This window comes from Mycobacterium marinum, from assembly GCF_003391395.1.
Taxonomy (GTDB): domain Bacteria; phylum Actinomycetota; class Actinomycetes; order Mycobacteriales; family Mycobacteriaceae; genus Mycobacterium; species Mycobacterium marinum.
In genome coordinates this window covers 2,481,520-2,496,814 of sequence record NZ_CP024190.1, presented here as the reverse complement: position 1 = coordinate 2,496,814, position 15,295 = coordinate 2,481,520, and the positions used below count along the sequence as shown (strand labels likewise).

Sequence of the window (15,295 nt, the reverse complement as noted above, 5' to 3'; positions counted from 1 at the left end):
ATTACTGAGCCGCGCGGCGCGACGCGCGACGCACGTCGGCGATTCGCTCCCGCTGCCTCATGCCCGCCTGCGCAGCGCCGCGGCGAACATGGCGTCGGTGCCGTGCCGGTGCGGCCACAGCTGCACGTACGGCCCCTCCCCCAGGCCCTCGGTGATGGGCTCGAAGAGTACTCGGGTATCCAGCGCATCCACCGGGTGCCGGCGCAGCGCGTCGGCGACGACCCCGACGGTTTCGGCCAGGTGCGGCGAACAGGTGGCATAGAGCACCACCCCGCCCGGACGAGTCAGGTTGATCGCCGCGGCCAGCAGCTCACGCTGCAGCTTGACCAGGGTGGGCACGTCCGACGGTTGCCGGCGCCAGCGGGCTTCCGGCCGCCGGCGCAAGGCGCCCAGGCCGGTGCAGGGCGCATCGACGAGTACCCGGTCGAAAACCGGTTCCAGGTCGGTGTAGCGCCCGTCACCACGGACGAGATCCACCGGCAGCCCGCCGGTGTTGTCCGCCACCAGGTCGGCGCGATGCGACGACGGCTCCACGGCGGTCACCCGGGCCCCCGTTGCCACGCCCAGCGCGGCCAGCAGCGCCGTCTTGCCGCCCGGCCCCGCGCACAGGTCCAGCCACCGGCCCGAGTCGCCCTCAACCGGGGCCAGCGTCAACGCCCGCGCCACCAACTGACTGCCCTCGTCCTGCACCAGCGCCTGACCGTCGCGCACGGGCGCCAGCAGCCCCGGGTCACCACCGAGCAGGTACACGGCGTACGGCGAGTACCTGCCCACGGTGCCGCGCACCTCATCGGCCAATGCGGCGGCCGTCAGCACCCCCGGACGAGCCGCCAGGTGCACTTGTGGACGCTCGTCATCGCTGGCCAGCACCGCATCGAGTTCCGCCGCCGACGGGCCCAGCGCGTCAGCGAAGGCCTGCGCGATCCAGCGTGGGTGAGCATGGACGAAGGCCGCGTGCCCGACGGGGTCGCGGCGCGGGTCTGGCGCCAGCTCCTGGACCCACGATTGCTCATCGCGATCAGCGATCGTGCGCAGCACTGCGTTGACAAAACCCGCCCGCGCCGAATCGAATTCGATGCCGGCTTGTTCGACCGTGGTGGACACCGCGGCGTGGGCGTCCACCCGGGTGCGCAACAGCTGATAGGCACCTAGCCGCAACAAGTCCAGCAGGACGGGGTCGATCGCCTCGGGCGAACGTCCGGCCGCCGCTCCGATGATGGCGTCGAGCAGTCCTCTGGCCCGGCAGGCGCCATAGGTCAACTCGGTGGCGAAGGCGGCGTCGCGGCCGGTGATGCCGCGCTCCCTCAGCAGCGCGGGCAGCACCAGGTTGGCGTAGGCGTTGCGCTCACTCACCGCCCGCAAGGCGTTGAACGCGGCGCCGCGCGCCGGGTCCAGCGGCCGCCGGCGCGGGCCCCTGCGCTGGTTCGGCACGCCCGTGCCCTCCGAGCGTCGCGGCTTTCGGTCCGGTCGGTTTCGCTGTCGTTTGTCCTGGCCGGGGCTCATGATGCACGCACGCTGGGGTCCAGGCGGGCACCGCGTGCCCAGTCGGCGGCGTTCATCAGCTTCTTGCCCGGCGGCTGGACCTGGCCCAATCGCAAAGGTTCCGAGCCAGTGCCGACCCACACGTGCTTGCGATCCACCTGAATCGCACCTGGGGGCAAGGGGCCGGGAGGTTCGACCGCGGCATCGCGATACACCGGCCCCAACTTGACCCGCAGGTCACCGATGAGCGTCCAGGCGCCCGGATTGGGAGTAACGGCCCGGATCCGACGCTCGATGATGGGCGCCGGCAACTCCCACCGCACCCTGGCCTGCTCGACGGAGATTTTCGGCGCCAGCGTGACGCCGTCCGCAGGTTGCGGGCGCGCTGTCAAAGCCCCCTCGGCGATCCCGTCCAGGGTGGCCGAGAGCAGCTCGGCACCCGAAACCGCAAGTCGCCCAAGCAGATCGCCAGCGGTATCGGTGGGCCGGATGGTCTCGGTGACCACCCCGTACACCGGTCCGGAGTCCAGACTGGGCTCGATCTGGAAGGTCGTGGCCCCAGTGACCGCGTCACCCGCGGCAATGGCGGCTTGCACCGGCGCCGCACCACGCCATGCCGGCAGCAGCGAAAAGTGCAGGTTGACCCAGCCCTGTGGCGGCACCCCGAGCAGCGCGTCACCCAGGAGCGCGCCGTAGGCGACCACCGCACAGCACTGTGGCGCCAATTCGGATAGTTCAGCGACAAACTCCGCCGAGTTCGGCCGTGACGGCCGCAGCACCGGGATGCCCCGTTCCAGCGCCGCACGCGCCACGGGCGACGGCTCTGGCTTACCGCGCCGACCCGAAGCGGCATCGGGCCTGGTCAACACCGCGATCACGTCGTGTCGCGGCGAATCGATGAGCTGATGGAGCGCTGGCAGCGCAGTTTCGGGGGTACCGGCAAAAACGAGACGCACCGGGACAGTCTAGGAAGTGCCTGTGAAGTGGCGTGGACCACAATCTTCAATGGCCAGATTCTCAGCCGTTTATAAACTTGCTATTGCATACTGTGTCCGGCGGAAACGTTCTGCGAGCATGCAGTCAAGTTTTCCCGCCGCGCCTGCGACGACGATGTCGAAGTAACGCAGCCCTTTCCCTTTCCTTTTGAGGAGCTCTGAATGACTATCGACACACCCATCCGCGAGGACGTATCGCTCGCGGCTACACACCGGGCGATGTGGGCACTGGGCGACTACGCATTGATGGCCGAAGAGGTGATGGCTCCGCTCGGCCCGATCCTGGTCGCTGCCGCCGGCATTGGGCCCGGCGTGCGCGTGCTCGACGTTGCGGCCGGCTCCGGCAACATCTCGCTTCCGGCGGCCAAGTCGGGCGCCACGGTGGTATCGACGGACCTGACACCCGAACTGCTGCAACGGTCCAAGGCCCGCGCCGCAGCCCAGGGATTGACCCTTGACTACCAGGAGGCCAACGCACAGGCACTGCCGTTCGGCGACAGCGAGTTCGACACCGTGATCTCGGCGATCGGCGTGATGTTCGCCCCGGATCACCAGTGCTCAGCCAACGAACTGGCCCGCGTCTGCAAGACCGGCGGAACCATCGGCGTGATCAGCTGGACGCCAGAAGGTTTCTTCGGCCGCATGCTGGCCACCATCCGGCCCTACCGCCCGAGCCTGTCGGCGGCCCTGCCCCCGTCTGCGCTGTGGGGACGGGAAGCCTACGCCCGCGGCCTGTTTGGGAACCACGTCTCCGACATCCAAACGCAGCGCGGACAGTTGGAGGTCACGCGCTTCCAAACGGCGCAGGCCGTGCACGACTACTTCAAGAATCACTACGGCCCGACGATCGAGGCCTACGCGAACATCGGCGACAACGCGGTGCTGGCGGCCGAACTCGACGCCCAGCTGGTTGAACTCGCCGACCAATACCTGACCGACGGCGTCATGGAATGGGAGTACCTGGTTCTGACCGGCACCAAGAAGTAAGCCGCTCCGCAACCGGGCCGGGCCGCCCGCCAATTCGGCGGGCGGCCCGGAACGGCTGAATCCCGACGTCTTCGAGAGGACCCCAGAGACCCAAAGCCCAAATGGGCGCCAAAAGGCTGAGCCTATAGATCTATCTCGACATTTGCGTCCGGCTCACCGCCGGCCGCGGTGAACGCGGTCAGCGCGCGAACCAACCCCTGCCGTTCGGCCGGCGGCATCTGCTCGACGATACGAGCGATTTCGTCGCGCCGGTGCGCGGTGACCCGGCGGACGAGATCACGACCACGCTTGGTCAACACCGCGAGTAGTTCACGACGCGAGGTCGGGTGCGGCTGTCGGTCGATCATCCCGGCGCTGACGAGACGGTCGACCATCCGGCCGGTCGCCGACGGCTGCACCCCAAGCAGGTTCGCCAGCGTGGCCAGATTGACCGGTCCCCGATTGGACAGAATGACCAGGGTCCTAAATTGCGGGATGGTGATGTTCTCATCGACCTGCGCGATCGAATGCGCCGAGATGCCTACCAACAGCCGAGACGCCGTTAGCAGCGCATCGGTAATCATGTCCAGTGACTCTTCAGCTGCCGTCGCGTTCTCGGTGGACATTAATGGCCCCCTTCCCCAGATTTCGCTGGGCTTTTCAAGTTCGTTGTCGCACAAAACAGGCTGCAGCAAGGGAAGAGTCTAGCAGCGCCCTACATTCGTAGACAGCGATTATTGATCACGTATACAATTGCCGCCGGGCAACGATCGGAATTGGTTTCCCTGCGCCTGCCTTACGCCGACGATGGTGTCGCAGCAAATTTCCCGAATTCGGTCAGGAGGGGCAATGGCTCTTGACACACCAATCAGCGATCGGCGGGCCCCGGCAACCACGCATCGGGCCATGTGGGCGTTGGGCGACTATGCGGTACTGGCCGATGAAGTACTGGCCCCGCTGGGGCCAATCCTGGTCTCCACCAGCGGCATTCGCCCCGGCGATCGCGTCCTCGACGTTGCCGCGGGTTCGGGGAATGCGTCGATCGCCGCGGCGGTTGCGGGTGCTCATGTCGTCGCCTGTGACCTCACGCCGGAACTGCTGCGCAGCGCTCAGCGACGCGCCGCGGCAGCGGGAGTACACCTCAGCTGGCGGGAAGCCAATGCCGAGACCCTGCCCTTCGGGTTCAACGAGTTCGACGCGGTGCTTTCGACGATCGGGGCGATGTTCGCTCCGCGTCATCAGCGCACGGCCGACGAGCTGGCCCGGGTGTGTCGCAGGGGCGGCAAGATCAGTGTGCTGAGTTGGACGCCGGAGGGGTTCTACGGCCAGTTGCTCTCCACCCTCCGGCCGTACCGGCCGATGCTGCCGATGGGAGCCCCCCATGAGGTGTGGTGGGGGCGCGAAGACTACATCGGCGACCTGTTCAGCGACCACGTGTGCGATGTCCGGACGCAGCGGGGCTCGTTGCGGGTAGAGCGGTTCGGGCAACCCGAAGAATGCGTCGATTACTTCAAGGATTACTACGGACCGACGATCAACGCCTACCGCAACATCAGCGACGACCCCCAACGAGTTGCCCAGCTCGACGCCGAATTCATCGAACTCAGCCGCGAATACCTCACCAACGGCGTGATGGAGTGGGAGTACCTGATTTTCACCGCGCGCAAGCGCTGACGACGGATCAATGCGGGTTAGCCGATGTGCAGCGGGTCGATCTGTACCCGGACCGGTTCATGAGTCTGGCGTGCGCTGAGCACGCCGACTCCGCGGCGCAGACACCCGGCTAGCTCCAGACCCTGTTCCCGGCGTACCCGCACCAGCATCCTGGTCACGGGCACGCCGTCGGGGGTGCCTGCCGGGCGGCGTACCCCCGACGGCAGGTCGACCGGGCCGAGCATGTCTGCGTCTTCGGGCAACCGGGCTTGATCCAGCAAGGCCATGACCGCCTCAGCGGTGCCATCGATGGCGGCGATGTGCACGCTCGGCGGCAGCCCGACTTCGCTACGGGCCTCCAGTTCGGCTTCGGCGTGCCCCACCGGGTCCCAGCGGATCAGCGATTGCACCGTCGGGATAGCCGATTCGGCGACCACCGCCACCACGCCTCCGTCGGCACGCGAGCGCACCAGGGCGGCGGCAGTCATCCAACGGCAGAGCGCTTCCTCGGCCGCGCGCAGATCCTGACGGCCCAACAACGCCCAGGTATCCAGCAACAGGGCGGCCCCGTATCCCCCGGCGGCCCGGGGCTCAGCGCCCGGGGTGGCCACCACCAGCGCCGGGCGAGCATCGACGTCGGGCACGATCGCATCGCCCGCCGAGGTGATCACCGACGTACCGGGGAAGGCGCGTCCCAGCTCTTCGGCGGTGCGCCGGGCTCCAACGACGACGGCCCGCACGGTGTCCGACCCACAGCGCGTGCAGCGCAGCAGCGGTTCCCCATGCCCGCACCATCGACAGACCGCGCCGGGCGCGCCGCGTTCCGGCAGGGACAGCGGCCCCGTGCAATGTCGGCACCGCGCGATTGCCCGGCAGCGCCCACAGGCCAGGGAGGGCACGTACCCGCGCCGTGGCACCTGGACCAGTACGGGCGCCCCCGCCTGCAACGACGAGCGGGCGGCGTGCAGGGCGATCGATGGCAGACGCGCGGTCCGTGCGGCCGGGTCGCGTTCGTCGGCGTAGCCGCTGTCATCGAGGGCAATGACGCGCGGGGTGCGCGCCCGAACCACCTGCCGGGCCGCGACGATGTCATGCGCCCACCCGCTTCGCACCAGGGCGTGGGCCTCGGCGGTTCGGGCGTAGCCGCCGATCAACGCCGCGCACCGGGCTTGATGTGCCCGCAGCATCGCCACCTCCCGGGCGTGCGGGTAGGGCGCCCGCGGCTCGGCCAGGGTGTCGTCGCCGTCCGCCCAGACCATGACCAACCCCAGGTCGCTCAGCGGCGCGAACACGGCGCTGCGGGTACCGATCACCAGTCGTGCACCACCCCGCAGCGCGGCCAGCCAGCGTCGGTAGCGGGCGGCCGGACCCAATCCGGCCGACAATGCCGCCACGCTGCGCTCATCGATGCGGGTTGTCGCCGCTCGCCACAGCTCGTCGAGGTCCCGCTGGTCGGGAACGATCGCCAGCACCGCCCGGCCGGCGCGCACCGTCTGCGCGGCGGCCTCGGCGAATCGATCGGCCCACGGCTCGCCGGGTAGCGCCTGCCAGACGGCACGCGCCGCCCGCGCCTCGCCGAGGGCGTCCAAGAACTGGCCGCCCCTGCCGTACCCCGCCCAGCCGGCCCCATCGACCGGAGCCACCTCCGGCAGGTCCGGCCGCGTTGCGACTTCGCGCTCCACCCGCGCATGCCGGGCCGGCACCGCCAGCCGCAAGACGTCCGGCCGGGTGCCTGCATAGCGAGCGGCCACGGCGTCGACCAGTCGGCGGATCTCCGGCGTGAGCACCTGTTCTGCCGATACCACCCGATCCAGCCAGCCCAGCTTGCCCTGGTGGTCGGTGTCGTTGCGGCGCTCGAGCACAAACCCGTCGACCAATCGGCCGTGGAACCGCACCCGGACCCGCACCCCGGGCTGGGCATCGTCGGACTGCTCGGCGGACACCAAGTAGTCGAATTCACGATCGAGGTGGGGCACCGAAAGCATCGGTAGTACCCTCGCGATCGGCTCTACCTCGATCGGTACGCGCTCGCAGCCTCGAGATGATTTGCTAGACAATCTTTTTCTTGCTTTTTCGCAACAGCGGACGCGGCGCCTCAGCCGTCGACAGCAGCCGGCCCGTTATCCGAAATATCCCGGCCGAAGAAGAACCCGGCGGTAATCAAGATCTCCGCGGCGGCATATGCCCACCAGATCGGCACCGCCAGGGCCTCGTTACCGAGGATGAACCGGCTGATCGCGATCATCGAGTCCGATACCGCGAAACTCAACGCCCCCACCGCTGTCCATATCGTCGGAAGCCGGGTGACGAATGCCGTGCACACCATGGCGGTCAGCACCAGGATGTAGACCGTCACCGGAATCGTCAGCTTTTCCTGACCGAGGTGCGGCCAAAACCAAATCAACAGCCCCACTGAGACCACGCACATCAACGCCGCCGCAGCGATCCGTGGACGCGATGGAACCGCCCCCCAGGCCATCGGCAGCATTGCTCCGAGAAAGCACAAGTGGGCCAACAAGAACGAACCAAGCCCCAGCACAAATGACTGGGTCCACCACGGGATTGCCAACAACCAGTCACCGGCGGCGGAAAACAGCAACGCCGCTATCAGCCACCGTCGCTCGCGCGCGATCGGGTGGGCGGCCGCCGCTAGCGCGAGCAGCACCGCCATCGATGCCTTGAACGGCGGCTGCAGGATCCAATGCCCGGTCAGTTCCATACCCTGCGGGCGGCGCATCGCGATGATGGTCAGGTACACGCCGTAGCCGAGGCCGGCCCATCCGGCGAGCACCCAGCCGCCGGTCACCAACCGAGGTGCGTACGGTACGTCCATGCCCAGTTTGGACAAAACCGCAGACGAGAAACCCGCTATCGACCCCATCATGCAGAAGGTACTGGATGCGGTTCCGTTTCGGCTATCCACCGAGGATGGAATCGATGCGGTGCGTCAGCGGCTGCGGGACTTGCCACGCCGGCCCGTGCACCCCGAGCTTCGCGTCGAGGACCGGGCCATCGACGGACCGGGTGGATCCATCCCCATTCGGATCTATTGGCCACCAATCAGTCCCGATGCCACCGATCCACTACCGGTGGTGCTGTTCTTTCACGGCGGCGGCTTTGTCATGGGCGACCTGGACACTCACGACGGAACCTGTCGTCAGCATGCCGTCGGGGCCGACGCGCTGGTCGTTTCAGTCGATTACCGCTTGGCCCCAGAGCACCCCTACCCCGCGGCCATCCAAGATGCTTGGGCCGCAACGCGATGGGTCGCCGACCACGGATCCACTATCGGCGCTGACCTCAACCGGGTAGCCGTGGCCGGTGATTCAGCAGGTGGAACCATCGCTGCGGTGATCGCACAACAGGCCCGTGACAATGCCGATGGCCCCATACCGCCGATCGCCTTTCAACTGCTGTGGTATCCGTCCACGATGTGGGATCAGACATTGCCGTCGTTCACCGAAAACGCCACCGGCGAGGTTCTCGACGTCAAGGCCATCGCGGACTTTTCCCGCTGGTATGCAGGCGATACCGACCTGTCTAACCCACCCGCGGGCATGGCTCCGGGCCGCGCCGAGAACCTGGCGAATCTACCGGCTGCCTACATCGCGGTGGCCGGCCACGACCCGCTACGTGACGACGGCATCCGGTACGGCGAATTGCTGGCCGCTGCCGGCGTCTCGGTTGAAGTTCACAACGCCGGATCCCTGGTACACGGCTACATCGGCTACGCCGGCGTGGTGCCCGCGGCCACCGCTGCCATGGAGCGCGGGCTGGCGGCATTGCGCGTTGCGCTGCACGGATAGGCCACAAGTGCGTACCGTGTAGGACCATGACGGAGCAGATCAGCACCCGCCCCGGCATCGATCCCATCCTGAAGATGCTGCTCGACGCGGTTCCGATGACCTTTTGCGCCGCAGACGGCGTCGAATTGGCCCGCGAGCGGCTCGCCGCGCTCAAAGCACCACCGGAACTGCTCCCCGATCTGCGGACCGAGGACCGCAAGATCGGCTATGGCGAGCTTACCGACATCCCCGTCCGAATCTATTGGCCCACCGTGGAGCCCGACCGGGTCCTTCCGGTCGTCGTGTACTACCACGGCGGCGGCTGGGCGCTGGGCAGCTTGGATACCCACGACCACGTCGCGCGGGCACATGCGGTGGGCGCGGAGGCCATCGTGGTCTCCGTCGACTACCGGCTCGCTCCGGAACATCCCTACCCGGCCGGGATCGAAGACAGCTGGGCGGCGTTGCGTTGGGTCGGTGCGCACGCCCACGAGTTGGGCGGGGACCCGAACCGGATCGCCGTAGCCGGCGACTCCGCCGGCGGCAACATCTCGGCGATCATGGCGCAGCTGGCCCGTGACCATGCCGGTAATGGCGCTCCGAACCTGGTCTTCCAGTTGCTGTGGTACCCGTCGTGCGTCGGCGACCTGGCCCTGCCGTCCTTCAGCGAAAACGCCACCGCGCCCATCCTGGATCTCGAGGTCATCGACGCGTTCCTGTCGTGGTATGTGCCCGGCCTTGACGTCAGCGACCACACGGCGCTGCCTGCCACGCTCGCGCCGGGCAACGGCGACCTGACCGGGCTACCTCCGGCCTTCATCGGCACCGCCGAACACGACCCGCTGCGTGACGACGGGGCCCGTTATGCCGAGCTGCTCACTGCCGCGGGGATAGCGGCCGAGTGGTGCAACGAGCCCAACCTGGTGCATGGCTACGTCAGCTTCGCCGTGGTGGTGCCCTCAGCCGCCGAAGCGACCAGCCGCGGCTTGGCGGCGCTGCGCAAAGTGCTGCATTACTAACAAGAACTAGCAAGAACTAGCAGGGACTCGAAAGACCCGGGAGTCCGGCCCTTACGGGCCACCGCCGTCAGCCATACAGTGGTGCCATGGCCCTCGAGGCGGCGCTGATCCTGCGGCCCGAGCACGGAGTTCTCGGCATCGGAGGGGAACGCTAGTGAGCATCGAACCGGACTACCAGATCGTGATCGTCGGTGCCGGATTCTCCGGCATCGGTGCCGCGATCAGCCTCGACAAGGCGGGATTCGGCGACTATCTCGTGATCGAAGCCGGCGACGGCGTCGGCGGAACCTGGTTCTGGAATACCTATCCCGGCATAGCCGTGGATATTCCATCGTTCTCCTACCAGTTCTCGTTCGAGCAGAGCCCGGACTGGTCGCGCAGCTACGCACCCGGCCGCGAGCTCAGGGCCTACGCCGAGCACTGCGCCGACAAGTACGGCATCAGGCCCCGAATCAGGTTCAACACCAAGGTCCTTGGCGCCGAATTCGATGACGAGCGCAGCCTGTGGCGTCTGCAGACGGATCCCGGCGGCGAACTCACCGCCCGATTCATCATCAATGCCAGCGGCGTTTTGACCGTACCGAAGCTTCCTGACATTGCCGGCGTCGACTCCTTCGCCGGCGTCACCATGCACACCGCGCGCTGGGATCACAGCCAGGAGCTGACCGGCAAGCGCGTCGGGATCATCGGCACCGGCGCGTCGGCGGTCCAGGTCATCCCGGAAATCGCACCAATCGTGAAACACCTCACGGTGTTTCAGCGAACTCCGATCTGGTGTTTTCCGAAATTCGACTTTCCGTTGCCGGCAGCGCTGCGCTGGGCAATGCGCATCCCGGGCGGAAAAGCGCTGCAGCGGCTACTCAGCCAGGCCTATGTGGAGGCGACCTTCCCAATCTCGGCGCACTACTTCACGGTGTTTCCGTTGGCACGCTGGAGCGCGGTGCTGGGACGGCGCTATTTGCGACAGCGGGTCAACGATCCGGTGGTGCGCGACCAACTCACCCCACGCTATGCGGTCGGCTGCAAGCGGCCCGGATTCCACAACGGCTACCTGTCCACCTTCAACCGCGACAACGTGCAGCTGGTCACCGAGCCGATCGAGAAGATCACCCCCACAGCGGTGGCCACCGATGACGGCACCGACCACGAGATAGACGTGCTGATCCTGGCCACCGGCTTCAAGGTGCTCGACACCGACGATGTGCTGACCTATCCGGTCATCGGACGCGCAGGTCGATCACTGAGCCAGTTCTGGGAAGAGCATCGCGCGCAGGCCTACCAAGGCGTCAGCGTTCCCGGATACCCCAATTTCTTTGCCGTGTTCGGCCCGTATGGCTACGTGGGTTCGTCGTATTTCGCGCTCATCGAGACGCAGACCTACCACATCCTGCGCTGCCTGAAGCGGGCCCGACGCGACGGCGCCACCCGGGTCGAGGTGACCGAGGAAGCCAACGCCCGCTACTTCGCCGAGATGATGCGGCGCCGGTACCGCCAAGTGTTCTGGCAGGACAGCTGCCGCCGGGCCAACAGCTACTACTTCGACAAGAACGGCGACGTGCCGCTGCGTCCCACCACTACCGTGGAAGCCTATTGGCGAGGCCGGCATTTCGATCTCGACGACTACCGCTTCGGACGCTGAGAGCTCCCCCGAGACAAAACTCACGTCGCCGACCTCGCTGGCCAGCGTTAGGCTCGAACGTGCGGCTTCGAATGAGCAAAAGGAGATTTCGGTGGCCAAAGAGTTCTCGCACATCGATGAGTCGATCCGCGAGTTCATCGGCAACCAGGCCATGTTCTTCGTCGCCACCGCGCCGTCCGATGGAGGCCGAGTCAACCTCTCCCCCAAGGGTTATCGCGACACTTTCGCGGTGCTGGACGACCACACGGTCGCCTACATCGACCTATTCGGCAGCGGCGCCGAAACCATTGCGCACCTGCGCGACAACGGCCGGATCACGATCATGTTCTGCTCGTTCACTCGCAACTCGCGGATCCTGCGGCTCTATGGGACCGGACGAGTGGTGCGCCCCGATGACGGCGAATTCCAAACCCTGAGAGAACATTTCAAGACTCTTCATCCGGGCACGCGCTCCGCCGTCGTGATCGACGTCGATCGCATCGCGGATGCGTGCGGATTCGCGGTTCCCTATTACGACCTCGTCGATGAACGACCGGTGCTGGACGCCCACTTCCGCAAAGCGACCGAGGAAACCTTCTCTGGTGTCATCGATCGCAACCAGCACAGCATCGATGGCCTGCCGGCGTTGGACTCCGACCATCCGCTGCCGCCCAGCGCGCAAAACTGAGCCACCACACGCGCGAGCAGACGCGGAATCGCATTGCGCGGGGATCCCGCGCGCGATTCCGCGTCTGCTCGTGCCGGAAACCTAGATGGCGCGCTTCAGGTCGTCGACCTTGTCGAGCCGCTCCCACGGCAGGTCGACATCGGTGCGACCGAAGTGCCCGTAAGCGGCGGTCGGCGCATAGATGGGCCGCAGCAGGTTCAGGTCGCGAATGATCGCGCCAGGCCGCAGGTCGAACACCTCACCGATGGCCTTCTCGATCTTGACCGGGTCGACAGCCTCGGAGCCGAATGTCTCCACGAACAGGCCGACCGGGGCGGCTTTGCCGATGGCGTAGGCCACCTGTACCTCGACCCGCTCGGCCAGCCCTGCTGCGACCACGTTTTTGGCCACCCAGCGCATCGCGTACGCCGCCGAGCGGTCCACCTTGGACGGATCCTTGCCGGAGAATGCGCCACCACCGTGCCGGGCCCACCCGCCGTAGGTGTCGACGATGATCTTGCGGCCGGTGAGGCCCGCATCGCCCATCGGTCCGCCAAGGACGAACTTTCCGGTCGGGTTGACCAGCACCCGCACCGCCGAGGCATCCAGGGTGTCGTGGGCCAGGTCGTCGAGCACGGTCTTGAGCACCTGCTCGCGGATGTCGGGATCCAGCGTCTTCACCAGGTCGATGTCGTCCGCATGCTGGGTCGAAATGACCACCGTGTCCAGCCGCACCGGCACCCGGTCCTCGTAGGCGATGGTGACCTGAGTCTTGCCATCCGGGCGCAAGTAGGGCAGCACACCGTTCTTGCGGACCTCGGTCAGTCGCCGCGACAACCGGTGAGCCAGCGCGATCGGCAGCGGCATCAGCTCTGGGGTGTCGTTGATCGCGTAACCGAACATCAGGCCCTGGTCGCCGGCGCCTTGCGCGTCCAACGGATCCGCAGCGCCCTCGACGCGGGCCTCATGGGCGGTATCAACACCTTGTGCGATGTCGGGCGACTGGGCTCCGATACCGATGTTCACTCCGCAGGATGCCCCGTCGAAGCCCTTGTCCGACGAGTCGTAGCCGATGTCGAGGATGCGTTCGCGAACGATATTGGTGATGTCAGCGAACGCCTCCTTGGCGGTCGTCGTGACCTCACCCACCACGTGCACCTGCCCGGTGGTCACCAGGGTCTCAACTGCAACACGCGAGCGGGGGTCCGCCGCCAGAAGCGCGTCGAGGACCGAGTCGCTGACCGCGTCACAGATCTTGTCGGGATGTCCTTCCGTCACCGACTCACTGGTAAAAAGGCGACCCTTTTCACTCACTATCTGCATCCTTCCGATAATTAGTTAGCCGAATTATATCCTCAGGCATCAATTTGCGCTCGTCCACTCGAGCAAGGCATCGTTCAGGACCTGTCCAGCCGCTGTACAGCACCGAGCCCGTGGATCGACTACCCGCGACAGCTATCCAGGAACGTAACTATTGCGTCAACGATACGGCTTGCCATCAGCGTCTTCGACCCGTGCTGCAGCGCCGCCTCGGTTCCATCGGCGGCCAATAGCCAGCCGTCGTTGTTGTCCACCTCAAAGGCCCTGTCACCGCCCACGGCGTTGACGACCAGCAAGTCGCAGCTTTTTCGCCGCAGCTTCTGTCGGGCGTGAAACAGCACATCCCCGTTGGCGTCACCGGTCTCGGCGGCAAAACCAACGATGGCACGCATCTTGGGCAGCTGCCCATCCTCGCGCGCACGCACCGCACCGGCCAACACATCGTCGTTGCGCAGGAGTTCGATCACCGGTGGACTGTCGGCAGTCTTTTTGATCTTGGCGGTAGAAACTTGCGCCGGCCGAAAGTCGGCAACGGCGGCGGCCATCACCAGCACGTCCGCGGTGGGTGCGTGCTTGGAGACGGCGTCATCGAGTTGCTGCGCGGTGCTGACGTGCACCACCTCGACACCGGCCGGGTCGATCAACCCGGTGGTGTGCCCCGCGATCAACGTCACCTCGGCGCCCCGCTGGGCAGCGACGCGCGCGACGGCGTAACCCTGCTTACCGGAGCTGCGGTTGCCCACGAAGCGCACCGGATCGATCGGCTCCCGGGTGCCACCGGCGGTCACCAACACCTTGCGGCCGGCCAGGTCGTAGGGCAACGCATCATGGCGTTCCAGCAGCAGCTGGGCCAGGGTGGTGATCTCCTCGGCCTCGGGCAAGCGTCCGGCGCCGGTGTCACTGCCGGTCAGCCGCCCGGATGCGGGTTCGAGCACCACCGCGCCGCGACGGCGCAGCGTGGCCACATTGTCGACGGTGGCCGGATGCAGCCACATCTCGGTGTGCATCGCTGGAGCGAACATCACCGGACACCGGGCCGTGAGCAGAGTTGCTGTCAGCAGGTCGTCTCCGCGCCCGGCTACCGCCCGGGCCAGCAGATCAGCCGTCGCCGGGGCGACCACGACCAGGTCAGCCTGCTGACCGATTTGAACATGAGGCACCGCCGGCACGTCGTCGAACACCCCGGTGTGCACGGGCTGGCCGGAGAGCGCCTCGAAGGTGGCCGCCCCGATAAAACGGAGCGCAGATTCGGTGGGGATGACCCGGACGTGATGACCGGCCTCAGTCAGTTGACGGACGACCGTGCACGCCTTGTACGCGGCGATACCCCCAGAGACGCCGACGACGATCCGCTTACGGTCCATCCGGGGCCTGCCCTGTTACTCGCCCTCAGTGTGCTCGAGCAGATCGGCGTGGATCTCACGCATCGCGATCGATAGCGGCTTTTCCTGCAGGCCCGGCTCCACCAACGGCCCGACGTATTCCAGGATGCCCTCGCCGAGCTGGTTGTAGTAGTCGTTGATCTGCCGAGCCCGCTTCGCCGCATAAATCACCAGGGCGTATTTGCTCGAGACGCGATCCAGCAACTCGTCAATGGGCGGATTGGTGATGCCCAGCGGGGTGTCGTAGGCACCGACCCCGCCAGAGGAAGGATCGAATTGATCCACGGCGGAAACGGCGGCCAACGGCGCATCGGACTGCGGAATACTCACTTAAGACTTTCTCCTGGCGGCGTAAATCGTTGCGAAGACGGTAAAGATCTCAATTCTGAATTCTGGCTCTTTGCCTGG

Annotated in this window: 14 protein-coding genes; 6 read left to right on the top strand and 8 right to left on the bottom strand. The window is 66.5% G+C overall.

What is annotated here, in order from left to right:
- Positions 1-57 precede the first annotated feature (57 nt).
- A complete protein-coding gene (locus CCUG20998_RS10605; protein ID WP_373145395.1) occupies positions 58-1,503 on the bottom strand; it encodes an RsmB/NOP family class I SAM-dependent RNA methyltransferase in 1,446 nt (481 codons plus the stop codon).
- A complete protein-coding gene (fmt, locus tag CCUG20998_RS10600) occupies positions 1,500-2,438 on the bottom strand; it encodes a methionyl-tRNA formyltransferase (RefSeq protein ID WP_036455541.1) in 939 nt (312 codons plus the stop codon). Before fmt ends, CCUG20998_RS10605 begins: the two co-directional genes overlap by 4 nt.
- A 201-nt stretch (positions 2,439-2,639) precedes the next feature.
- On the opposite strand from fmt, the gene CCUG20998_RS10595 reads away from it, so the two are divergent.
- A complete protein-coding gene (locus tag CCUG20998_RS10595; protein ID WP_012393978.1) occupies positions 2,640-3,464 on the top strand; it encodes a class I SAM-dependent methyltransferase in 825 nt (274 codons plus the stop codon).
- A 122-nt stretch (positions 3,465-3,586) separates the two neighbouring features.
- Here the strand turns inward: CCUG20998_RS10595 and CCUG20998_RS10590 are convergent, their stop codons facing one another.
- Positions 3,587-4,069, bottom strand: a complete 483-nt coding sequence (locus tag CCUG20998_RS10590; protein WP_020728558.1) for a MarR family winged helix-turn-helix transcriptional regulator — start codon at positions 4,067-4,069, stop codon at positions 3,587-3,589.
- 223 nt (positions 4,070-4,292) lie between these two features.
- Here CCUG20998_RS10590 and CCUG20998_RS10585 point away from each other — a divergent pair, with 223 nt between their 5' ends.
- Positions 4,293-5,117: a class I SAM-dependent methyltransferase gene (locus CCUG20998_RS10585; RefSeq protein WP_020728557.1), complete on the top strand. Its 825-nt coding sequence runs from the start codon at positions 4,293-4,295 to the stop codon at positions 5,115-5,117.
- Between the two features lie 17 nt (positions 5,118-5,134).
- On the opposite strand, the gene CCUG20998_RS10580 is transcribed toward CCUG20998_RS10585, so the two are convergent.
- Positions 5,135-7,081 (bottom strand): primosomal protein N', encoded by a 1,947-nt coding sequence (locus tag CCUG20998_RS10580; protein WP_020728556.1) that lies wholly within the window; start codon positions 7,079-7,081, stop codon positions 5,135-5,137.
- 110 nt (positions 7,082-7,191) lie between these two features.
- Entirely contained in the window at positions 7,192-7,929 is a 738-nt protein-coding gene (locus CCUG20998_RS10575) for a lysoplasmalogenase (RefSeq protein ID WP_036455538.1), read from the bottom strand.
- Here CCUG20998_RS10575 and CCUG20998_RS10570 point away from each other — a divergent pair.
- From CCUG20998_RS10570 to CCUG20998_RS10555, 4 genes are all read left to right on the top strand, one after another.
- Positions 7,928-8,902 (top strand): alpha/beta hydrolase, encoded by a 975-nt coding sequence (locus tag CCUG20998_RS10570; RefSeq protein WP_020728554.1) that lies wholly within the window; start codon positions 7,928-7,930, stop codon positions 8,900-8,902. The two genes, CCUG20998_RS10575 and CCUG20998_RS10570, sit on opposite strands and share 2 nt — an antisense overlap.
- Before the next feature lie 26 nt (positions 8,903-8,928).
- The gene (locus CCUG20998_RS10565; RefSeq protein WP_020728553.1) at positions 8,929-9,900 is read left to right on the top strand and encodes an alpha/beta hydrolase; all 972 of its coding nucleotides are present in this window, start codon (positions 8,929-8,931) and stop codon (positions 9,898-9,900) included.
- 160 nt (positions 9,901-10,060) lie between these two features.
- Positions 10,061-11,539: a flavin-containing monooxygenase gene (locus CCUG20998_RS10560; RefSeq protein ID WP_099052707.1), complete on the top strand. Its 1,479-nt coding sequence runs from the start codon at positions 10,061-10,063 to the stop codon at positions 11,537-11,539.
- Positions 11,540-11,630: 91 nt separating this feature from the next.
- Entirely contained in the window at positions 11,631-12,206 is a 576-nt protein-coding gene (locus CCUG20998_RS10555; protein ID WP_020724947.1) for a pyridoxamine 5'-phosphate oxidase family protein, read from the top strand.
- An 81-nt stretch (positions 12,207-12,287) separates the two neighbouring features.
- Here the strand turns inward: CCUG20998_RS10555 and metK are convergent, their stop codons facing one another.
- From metK to rpoZ, 3 genes are all read right to left on the bottom strand, one after another.
- Positions 12,288-13,499 (bottom strand): methionine adenosyltransferase, encoded by a 1,212-nt coding sequence (gene metK / locus CCUG20998_RS10550; protein ID WP_012393969.1) that lies wholly within the window; start codon positions 13,497-13,499, stop codon positions 12,288-12,290.
- Between the two features lie 128 nt (positions 13,500-13,627).
- Positions 13,628-14,869 carry a bifunctional phosphopantothenoylcysteine decarboxylase/phosphopantothenate--cysteine ligase CoaBC gene (gene coaBC / locus CCUG20998_RS10545; RefSeq protein ID WP_012393968.1) on the bottom strand — a complete coding sequence of 414 codons (1,242 nt, stop codon included), beginning with the start codon at positions 14,867-14,869 and terminating at the stop codon, positions 13,628-13,630.
- Between the two features lie 15 nt (positions 14,870-14,884).
- Positions 14,885-15,217, bottom strand: a complete 333-nt coding sequence (rpoZ, locus tag CCUG20998_RS10540; protein ID WP_012393967.1) for a DNA-directed RNA polymerase subunit omega — start codon at positions 15,215-15,217, stop codon at positions 14,885-14,887.
- Positions 15,218-15,295 lie beyond the last annotated feature (78 nt).